Source organism: Maribacter taeanensis, from assembly GCF_047345145.1.
Classification (GTDB): domain Bacteria; phylum Bacteroidota; class Bacteroidia; order Flavobacteriales; family Flavobacteriaceae; genus Maribacter_C.
On sequence record NZ_JBLFER010000001.1, the window covers coordinates 1204984 to 1215870 of the forward strand.

Below are 10887 nucleotides of genomic sequence, written 5' to 3' on the forward strand. Positions count from 1 at the left end.
AAGCAACAATTTAACCTTTAATTGTTATCGAGCACATTTTTTATTAAAATCATAAAAAACACATCTAAATCACTCAAAACAATTGATATACAGTGCCTTACAAGATATTTAGTGGTTTTTTTTGAAATTCTACTAGTAAGAAAAACCACAAAATCTAAATCAATACTTGTTCAATTACAGAGAATTTTGGTATTATTACAACTTCTTTGATGTTTTTTTAACATTTAACTCAAACGTTTGAGAGACTAGAAGAAACTTAAACTTATTTTAAACTAACAAACAACAAGAATTATGGATCAAAATCATGATTACAATTCGCTAAAGCCCAAAAGAAAGATTTCTTCTTTTGGAATCGGGCTTCTATCGATGATGATTTGTCTGGGTGCACAACTAGCCATGGCAAATCCCGAGGCAAATTCAACAGAAGTTGAATTTGAAAGTGTTCAATCAACCATTACTGGTACGGTAACGGACGCCGATGGCTCTCCATTGCCAGGTGCAAACGTTCTGGTAAAAGGTACTACTAATGGTACGCAAACCGACTTTGATGGTAATTTTACCATTAACGCCGACAGCGATGCTACTTTGGTATTCAGCTATATTGGCTTCGCTTCTCAAGAGGTTGCAGTTGGTGGACAATCAACTATCAATGTTAGTCTGGCTGAAGATGCTAGTCAACTAGAAGAGGTGGTCGTTCTAGGTTATGCAACTCAAACAAGAGGCGATGTAACTGGTTCAGTATCATCTGTTGATATTTCAGAGGCTGTAAAAGCACCTATCGTTAATGCTGCGGAAGCATTACAAGGTAGAGTCACTGGTGTAACTGTTATCAATAACGGTAACCCCGGTGCAGCACCTAAAATCAATATTCGTGGTTTCGGTACAGCAAATAATACGAATCCACTTTTTATTATTGACGGAGTACAAACGGATAATGCCTCAGTTCTAAACAGTATCAACCCCAATGACATCGATCAAATGAATGTTCTTAAGGATGGTGCTGCTGCCATTTACGGTGCAAGAGCTGCAAATGGTGTTGTAATTATCACTACCAAAGGTGGTGGATATAATATGAACGAAGCTGAGATCTCAGTAGATGTTTATTCTGGTTTTTCTCAAGCAGCAAACCTACCAGGACTCCTGAATGCACAGCAACATGGTGATATGCTGTTTCAAAGTGCAGCTAACGATGGGGTAACAGACTACAGTCACCCTCAGTATGGTAGTGGTGCTAGCGCTGTAGTACCTAGTGTCTTAAACGGTTCTACTTATGTAACTTCTTATGATCCGGAACTTGTTTCTAGTCCTATAGTAGTGCCAGTTACTCCAGGTGGAACAGATTGGCTTGATGCTATTTTTAGAACGGCGCCTACTCAAAACGCTTCTGTTTCAGTTTCAAATGGTAACGAATCTGGTAAATACTTTTTCTCAGCGAATTACCTAAATCGAGATGGTATTCAACTAGAAACAGGCTTCAAACAGGCTGTTGTTAGAGCGAATACTGAATTCAAGATTGGAAAGCATGTAACCATTGGAGAACATATGAGTGCTTCATTCTCAGATACCAGAAACGGTAATTTCGTTGAAGACGCACTAAGAATGAGTCCTTTAGTTCCTGTGCGTGATGCTGAGGGTCGTTTCGCCGGTTCTTTCAACACTTTGGGTACTGCCAATACGAGAAACCCAGTAGCTCAGTTAGTAAGGGGTAAAGATAATTTCAATAAATTATTTAGAGTATTTGGTGACGTTTATTTATCTGCAAAATTATTTGATGGTTTTACGGTTAAAACAACACTGGCTGGTAATATAGAAGCATATAACGGGCGTGTTTTCAACGCGTTAGATCCTGAACACGGTGAACCGTTGACAACCAATACCTTGACAGAAAGAAACAATAATGGTTTTAACTGGACTTGGACAAATACCATGAACTATGCGAAGCAATTTGGAGATCATTCTATAAACGCTATAGCAGGTGTAGAATCTCTAAGTGAAAGAAACAAAGGCCTTTCTATTAGTAGAACAGGGTATCGTTTTGAAACACCTGATTTTTACTTGCTAGACAATGGTTCAGGAACACCTCTTGTTAACCGTGGCAATACTTATGACGGAGCGAATTCCCTTTATTCTATTTTTGGAACCGTAAGTTATAATTACCAGGGTAAATATTTTGTAACTGGTACCTTAAGAAATGATACTTCATCTCGCTTTAGTGGAGATAATAAAAGCCAAACTTTTCCAGCTATTAGTGCGGGTTGGTTAGTAAGTAAGGAAAATTTCTTTCCTGAAGACGGTATAGTTAATAGACTTAAGCTTAAAGGATCATGGGGACAATTAGGAAATCAAACCTTACCTGTTTCGAACCCTGATTTAAATATCTCGGAAAGTGATGAAAACTTAACAAACTATCCTATTAATGGAACAGAAGTTGCTGAAGGTGCATTTTTATTGGCTTTTGGTAATCCCGATCTTAGATGGGAAACAAGTGAATCTACCAACGTTGGTGTTGAACTTGGGTTACTGGACAGTAAATTAACGCTCGAGGTTGAATACTTCAATATTAAAACAATTGATTTAATTACCCAAAATACTGGTGGCGTTACCACAACAGCTATTGATGCCAATCCTGACTACGTAAACCAAGGTGATATTGTGAATAGAGGTTTTGATATTGCTGTAGGTTACGCAGACGAAACAGCCTCAGGATTCTCTTATGGTATTTCTGCTAACCTGTCGAGATACAAAAATGAAGTTCTTTCTCTGTCTGGACAACTTTCTTCAAGCCCAGGTTTACGAAACAATGATATTGTTACACGAACTGATGTAGGAAGGCCAATTTCTTCATTCTACGGACTCGAGGTGGTTGGTTTTGATGAGAATGGTAGATTTGCTTATGCAGATGCAGATGGTGATGGTACGGTTGATTTTGAAGCAGATCGTGATTATATCGGGTCGCCTCATCCTGACTTCACTTACGGTATCAACTTAAATTTTGGTTATAAAGGGTTTGATCTTTCTGCTTTCTTTAATGGAAGTCAAGGAAATGAAATTTACAATTATAACAAAATATATACCGACTTTCCTACCTTTGTTAACTCTAACCGAAGTACTAGAGTGCTAGATTCTTGGACACCTACAAACACTGATGCAACATTACCAGCATTAAGCCTTGGCGGAACTGGTGAAACTAGACCAAGCACATATTTCGTTGAAGATGGTTCATTCTTAAGGTTGAAAAACCTTCAATTAGGCTATTCATTACCAAGTAAAATAACCGAGAAGATTGGTGCTAATTCGGTACGTGTATACCTTCAAGGTACGAACTTGTTAACATTTACAGAGTATACAGGATTTGACCCTGAGATAAACGCTAGAGGGAATGATCAAATCAACTTAGGGATTGATTCTAATGTATACCCACAAGCAAAAATACTTACTTTCGGAATTAATTTAAAATTGTAAACAAATGAAAAAGAGATTTATTTATTATTTCACACTATTTGCTTCTATTCTAGCTTGTAGTGATGATTTTACGGAAATTGAGCCCATAGGGGCTTTAAGTGAAGAGGTTCTCGCAAGTGAAGGTGGTGTTGAATTGTTATTAATAGCAACGTATTCTGCCCTAGATGGTAGAAGAAATAACGCTGCTGGTAATGGTTTTGCTCAAACTGGTGACAACTGGTGGCTTGATGCTTTATCTGATGACGCCCACAAAGGTAGTACTGATGATGATCAAGACCCCCTATATCAAATGGAAATTCACAATGGTGATGCTGCTAACGGATACCCGTTGGGCCAATGGTCATCACTTTTTGCAGGTGTAAATCGTGCGAATGCAGCAATAAGTGCTGGAGTTGCTGCTCAGGAAGCAGGTTCAGATATCTCAGCAAAGTTGGGAGAAGCGCGTTTTCTTAGAGGGCATTTTAATTTTCAGTTGCAACGGATGTTTGGCAATGTCCCTTATATATCTGAAGAGAATACGGCTAATCAGGAGTTCAATATTGCAAATTCTGGTCCGATATGGAGTCAAATAGAGGCAGATTTTCAATATGCTGTGGATAACTTACCAGATGCCAGAGTACAAGCAGGGCGACCAGAATCATGGACTGCTAAGGCGTATTTAGGTAAAGTTCTTTTGCAACAGAACAAATGGGCGCCGGCACTGACGCTTCTGAAGGATGTAATAGAAAATGGTCCATTTAGTTTGAATGCAGAATTTTTGGACAATTTCAATGCTGCTGGTGAAAATAGTGCAGAGTCTTTGTTTGCAATTCAATTCTTAGCCGACAAAGCGCAATCTCCTAATGGTAATATTGGTGGTGTATTGAACTTTCCAAACCCAGGTCCATTTGGTTCTTGTTGTGGATTCTATCAACCAAGTCAAGATTTAGTAAATGCCTTCAGAACAGATGCTAATGGTTTGCCTTTGTTAGACGATTTTAATGCACCTGGCAACGATGTTGCTAATGACTTTGGCATGCCTGATGACGATCCATTTACGCCAGAGGCAGGTACTCTAGATCCAAGACTAGATTATACCGTTGGTAGACGTGGAATAGACTATAATGGATATGGTCCAATGCCGGGTCAATCATGGATACGCGCACAGGCTGTGCATATTTCAGGTCCTTATCTACCTGCAAAAAATGTGTACCAAGCTAGTGAACAAGGTATTCAACAAGGTACTGGTGGCTGGGGACAGCAGCATTCAGGCATCAACTACAATGTAATGCGTTTTGCTGATGTCTTGTTAATGGGCGCTGAAGCAGCAGCAGAAGTAGGTGGTGCTGAACTCGCAAATGCACTTACTTGGGTAAATATGGTTCGTAATAGAGCGAAGAATACTACCTATGTTATGAATGAAGCCGGTGATGCTCCTGCAGCAAACTATTTAATAGAACCTTATGATGATTTCGCTGATCAAGCAACAGCTATCAAAGCTGTTCGTCATGAAAGACGTTTAGAGTTAGGTATGGAAGGTCATCGATTGTTCGACCTTAGAAGATGGGGTAACGCTGAAGAAATCATGAATGCATACATTCAAAATGAAGGTAGAACTATACCAGGTGTATCCGCTCGTTTTTTACCTTACACATCGAAACATGATTTGTTACCTATTCCTATTTCGGCAATAGATGTTAGTGCTGGTGCTTTAACACAAAACCCAGGCTGGTAAGCAAACTCAATTTAGTATTTATATTAGTTAAAACGGAGCATTATATGCTCCGTTTTTTTATTTATAAAGTTGTGAATCTTTATCTTTATCGTGCTTAAAAAATGACTTAATGAAGTACCTAATTACAATTATCATTTCTTCTTTTCTTATAATTTCTTGCTCAAAAAAAGACGTTAAAAACCTTTCTGTCTTTAACAATATACCAAGTAAATCATCTTCTATAGATTTCTCAAATACTTTAACAGAAAACGATTCTCTAAATTATCTTACCTATGGCTATATGTATATGGGTGGAGGTGTTTCTGCAGGTGACATAAACAATGATGGACTTATTGATTTATATTTTACTGGGAATATGGTACCCAATAAATTGTATCTGAATAAAGGAAACTTAAAATTTGAAGATGTATCTGAAGTAGCAGGTGTTGCAGGTGATAAACGTTGGTATACTGGTGTCACCATGATTGACATCAATAATGATGGCTTCTTAGATATCTATTGTGCGGTAAGTGGAAAGTTTGGTCCTAGAGAAAATCAACTCTTCGTAAATAACCAAGATGGTACTTTCAGTGAAAAAGCAAAAGAATATGGAATTGCTGAAGCTGGTAATAGCGTGCAATCTGTATTTTTTGATTATGATTTAGATGGTGATCTAGACTTATATGTTGCCAACTACCCTCCTACGCCTTTTAATGCTCCTAATAGTTTTTACTTCTTAAAAAAACGTAGTGTAAAAGATTCCGAAGCTGATAAATTATATAGAAATGATGGAGAAATTTTTACCGATGTAACAGAAGAGAGTGGATTAAAGTCTTTCGGACTTTCGCTAAGTGCCACAGTTGGCGATGTGAATCAAGATGGATGGCCTGACCTTTATGTCTCTAATGATTTTAGCACTCCAGATCTCTTTTACATTAACAACAAAAATGGAACTTTCACTGAACACGTAAAAGAATTAACCAAAAACACTTCTTTCTATGGAATGGGTGTTGACATTGCGGATATCAATAACGATATGCTTTTAGATATCTTTCAAGTTGATATGACGGCGCAAGATAATAGGAGAGCGAAAGCCAATATGGCTAGTATGGATCCTGGGCTGTTTTGGAGTACAGTAAACTCTGGTTTTCATTATCAGTATATGCAAAATAGTTTACAAGTCAACAACGGAAATTTGATTAATGATTCTTTGCCTGATTTTAGCAACCTATCAAGATTCGCAGGAATATCATCAACAGACTGGAGTTGGGGTCCTCTGATTGCAGATTTAGATAATGATGGATTAAAAGATATTTTTATAGCAAATGGTACGAGAAGAGAGATAAACAATAAAGATTACTTCGGTAAACTTGGGGAATCAAGAAACAAAAAAGATAGTTTATTAGAAAAGAGCTTAGCCATACCCTCTGAACGAATAGACAATTTTGTTTATCAAAATAGGGGTGACTTGAACTTTGAAAAAGCGAATGAGAAATGGGGAATCAGTTTTAAAGGTTTTTCTAATGGAAGTGTCTATGCAGATCTTGATAATGACGGTGATCTAGAAATCGTAACAAATAACATTGATGATACCGCTAGTGTTTTTGAAAATACTAGCTCAAAAAAGAATAATCATATTAGTCTACAATTTAAGGGAACAGATAAAAATCTAAATGGTATTGGTGTAAAAGCCTATGTCAAGACTAAAGAATCTTCTCAGTTCCAAGAAATGACATTGTCCAGAGGGTTTCAATCCTCGGTTGCCCCTAGACTTCATTTTGGTCTTGGCATGGCTACCGTAATTGATACCATTAAAATACAATGGCCTGACGGAAAAAGTGAAATTCTTACAACTTTAGAACCCAACAAGATGATTACTATAGACCATTTCAATGCTGGTATGAATCAGGAGATGGCAACCAACAGTGGTTCAAAACTTTTTACAACTGAAAAAGATTCAACGATTTTAGTCAAGCATTTTCATCAAGAAAATCGATATGATGATTTCGAAAAAGAGATTTTACTCCCGCATCAAACATCAATGTTTGGCCCTAGTTTGGGTATTGGAGATTTAAATGGAGATAATCTAGATGATTTTATTGTAGGTGGTTCATCTCAAAACAAGACAGGTATATACTTTCAAACAGATAATGGTTTTACAGCACAAGATATAGAGGTATTCACCAAAGATAGCGTTCATGAAGATCTTGGTATCCTTATTTTCGATGCTGACCAAGACGGTGATAACGATGTTTATTTAGTGAGTGGGGGAAATGAATTTGAGCCCAATTCAGAAGAACTTCAAGACCGTTTATATGTAAATGATGGCTCAGGAGCTTTTAAGAAAGCTGAAGGTGCTTTACCTGTGATGCGAACTAGTGGCTCTCGTGTACACAGCTATGATTATGACAAAGACGGGGATTTAGACCTATTTGTTGGAGGTCGATTGATTCCTGGGAATTATCCACTACCAGCAAATAGTTATATTTTAGAAAATGTAAGTACCAAAGGAGTTCCAAAGTTTGTGGACGTAACCAAAAAAATCGCTCCAGATTTAGAGAATTTAGGTATGGTTACTGATGCAAAATGGACAGATTACGATAATGATGGTTGGATTGACCTCATAGTAGTTGGGGAATGGATGCCTATTACAATTTTCAAAAACAACAAAGGGACCTTTGAAAATATAACAGAAAATTTAAACCTAAACAACAGCACCGGATGGTGGTTCAGTATTAACCAAGGTGACTTTGACAATGATGGTGATATTGATTATGTGGTTGGAAACTTAGGTCAAAACTACAAGTACAAAGCCACTGAAGATGAAACTTTTGATATTTACTTCAATGATTTCGACAACAATAAAACCAACGACATTGTCTTGAGCTACTTTAATGGTGGTAAAAAGTACCCACTAAGAGGCCGTGAATGCTCATCACAGCAGATGCCAGGAATAAAAAAGAAGTTCGAAAATTATGCTTCTTTTTCCACAGCTACTCTTGAAGATGTTTATACCGAAGAATATCTAGATAACTCTTTACACTACCAAGTGAAATCCTTTGCAAGTGTATATTTAGAAAATAACAATGGGGAATTTATCTTACACCCACTTCCAAGTGCAGCCCAGGTTTCAAGTATAAATCAAATATTGGTCGATGATTTTGATAATGATACAAATTTAGACGTAGTAATTGCTGGAAATTTATATGCTTCAGAAGTAGAAACACCAAGAAATGATGCCAGCAACGGATTATTCTTAAGTGGAGATGGAGAAGGTAACTTTGAGCCAATTGAAGGAAAAAATAGCGGTCTTTATACTCCAGGAGATGTAAAAGATATGTCCCGAATCAAAATCAAAGGGGAAGAATATATCTTAGTGGTTAAAAATAGTGACTTCGTTCAATTCGTCAAACTCCAACCTAGAGAGTCATTAAAGAAACTTGCTTTAAACTAAGGTTCATTCTCAACATCAAACATTACTGGAACTGGTTCTCAAGTACCATTAGATCAACATCTGATGAGAACCATTGTTTGTATAAATAGTCAGGTACTGGAGTGAAATAATAGGTAAAAGAGCTTAAAATAATATCTTCATCTCCATCCCGATCAATATCACCCGTATCCATTAGCAACCATCTTCCAAGTGAGGGGTTTTCTAGTCCGAACGCTTCGAATTTGAAATTTTCAGAATCCAAATTCTCCAAGTAAACAAAAGAAAATTCTGGGTTTTTCTCGTAATCAGGAAAAGAGGATACAATTCCAATATCTAAATCACCATCTTGATCGAAATCGTTCGCCACAAATCGAGTGGCCCCATACAAAGGGTAAAAATATTTTTCCTCAAATTGATTCTCACCATTATTTAAATAAACTCGCATGCCGTGATACGACTTTTTAACATAAGTATTATCAGCATTGTCGCCATGAACGGTAATTATATCATAAAATCCATCATTGTTATAATCAACTAAATCGAACCAACTACTGCCGTAGAGAGGATTAAAACGGATAACCTGATCAGAACGAAAATTTAAATCCTCTTCCTGATACAAAATGGTTACACCTTCATTTCCTTGAGAAGTCAATGCAATAACATCCGCTTTACCATCGCTATTCATATCTTTGACTATGGTACGAACAACTCCCGGTTGCCCTAGCAATACCCGCTTTCGATAAGGGGAATTCCCTTCCTTACTCCATAAAGATAGCATACCCGTGAGATGACCAAACTCCGAGACTAAAACCTCGTTGCTTCCATCTTTATTTAGATCGAATACCGAAGTATATACTGGACGATGAAGATTAGCGGCTATTTCATCTATTCGAGAGTTAGACATTTGATAAATTTTACCATTAGCTATTTCTGAAGGATTCAAGTTGCCTACCATAGTAACAAAACCTACCGAATCTTTCTGAGTAAATGAAGTAACTGCATCTTCAAAATTATCTTGATAGACCGTCTTCTTTGACAAATAATCATACTTTGAAACTTTTCCTGCTAGATTTGCTGAAACTATAATTCCTTCCGACGATTTAGTGTCTAAATAGGTTATTGAGGATCCTGCAATACTATCTAAATTAACGGGTTTAGAAACAAATTGAGATAGTTTACTGTCAAGAGCCGTTATGGCAATTGAATCAATTTTTTCAGGAGCAGATTCTATAATGTATTCTTTAAGTAATACCCATTCTTCCTGTGACATTTGAGGTGCCACATTGTACAAGCCTGTTCGCATGATGGCTTCTTGCTCTCTGAAGGAATATTTGGCATATGGACTATACGTAGAGTCCTTTATACCCATTCTAGCGGCCATTTCTGGAAGTACAGATTCACTCCATAGATGTTTTGGTAAATCTGTAGGACTTGGCGCTATATGACAACTAGCGCAATGTGTATTGTATAATTTTTCTGCTTTTTCTTTTTTTGGAGTGGAACACGCAATACCAAATACTAAAAACAAATAACCAATTTTCTTCATATTTCAAATATCAATCTTTTCGTTTTTGTTTCATAAACCAATCATATAATTCTTCTGTTTTATAAGCCTTTATCCAAGAATTGTGTCCGACTCCTGGGTATCTTGTAAATTTAACGTCATAGCCCATTCCCTTCAATCGAGTGACCATTGTTTCTGATTCTGAAATTGGAATAGATTGATCTTCTTCTCCATGAAAAACCCAGATAGGCATATTTTTATCAATCCAAGCGGCATATGGTACGGGAGTCATTCCACATACAACAGCCATAGCTGCAAACCTTTCAGGGTACTGTACTGCCATTTCCCAAGCAGCCCCTCCTCCTCTACTTAATCCGGTTAAATAAATACGTTTTTTATCAATTCGGTTGTTCGCTACAACACTATCTAATAATTGATTTACAGCACGGGTGTTCCACCATTTTTTTTGATTCGGATTTTGAGGCGCAAGAATTAAAAAAGGGAATTGCTTTCCTTCAACAATCATTTTGGGAGGACCATTCCGCTTAATTGCTACTAAACTATCACCAGATTCTCCTCCTCCATGTAAAAATAAAAGAATGGGAAACTTCTTTTTAGGCTTCGATTCATAATCTTCAGGAAAATACAAGTAGTAAGATAAATTCTCGATAGTAACCGTTATTTGTTCGGCGTCAATTAAATTAGGTTTTGACTGTGCAGCGCAGCTTTGTAATAGAAGTATAGTGTAAAGTAGATAATAATATTTCTTCATGTATCTTGATAAACAGTTCAGGA

Annotated in this window: 5 protein-coding genes; 3 read left to right on the forward strand and 2 right to left on the reverse strand. The window is 37.0% G+C overall.

Translation table 11 applies throughout. The features are described 5' to 3' along the window. Window positions 1-291: 291 nt before the first annotated feature. The 3 genes from ACKWCD_RS05295 to ACKWCD_RS05305 all read left to right on the forward strand — a co-directional run bounded on the left by ACKWCD_RS05295 (window position 292) and on the right by ACKWCD_RS05305 (window position 8609). Window positions 292-3462, forward strand: a complete 3171-nt coding sequence (locus ACKWCD_RS05295; RefSeq protein ID WP_413982887.1) for a SusC/RagA family TonB-linked outer membrane protein — start codon at window positions 292-294, stop codon at window positions 3460-3462. Between the two features lie 4 nt (window positions 3463-3466). Continuing rightward, on the forward strand, window positions 3467-5176 hold the full coding sequence (locus ACKWCD_RS05300; RefSeq protein ID WP_413982888.1) for a RagB/SusD family nutrient uptake outer membrane protein: 1710 nt from the start codon (window positions 3467-3469) through the stop codon (window positions 5174-5176). A 109-nt stretch (window positions 5177-5285) separates the two neighbouring features. Continuing rightward, the gene (locus ACKWCD_RS05305) at window positions 5286-8609 is read left to right on the forward strand and encodes a VCBS repeat-containing protein (protein WP_413982889.1); all 3324 of its coding nucleotides are present in this window, start codon (window positions 5286-5288) and stop codon (window positions 8607-8609) included. Between the two features lie 22 nt (window positions 8610-8631). Here the strand turns inward: ACKWCD_RS05305 and ACKWCD_RS05310 are convergent, their stop codons facing one another. Together ACKWCD_RS05310 and ACKWCD_RS05315 are read right to left on the reverse strand one after the other, a co-directional pair. Continuing rightward, the gene (locus tag ACKWCD_RS05310; RefSeq protein ID WP_413982890.1) at window positions 8632-10134 is read right to left on the reverse strand and encodes an FG-GAP repeat domain-containing protein; all 1503 of its coding nucleotides are present in this window, start codon (window positions 10132-10134) and stop codon (window positions 8632-8634) included. Window positions 10135-10144: 10 nt separating this feature from the next. Continuing rightward, window positions 10145-10864 carry a carboxylesterase family protein gene (locus ACKWCD_RS05315; protein ID WP_413982891.1) on the reverse strand — a complete coding sequence of 240 codons (720 nt, stop codon included), beginning with the start codon at window positions 10862-10864 and terminating at the stop codon, window positions 10145-10147. Window positions 10865-10887: the final 23 nt, after the last annotated feature.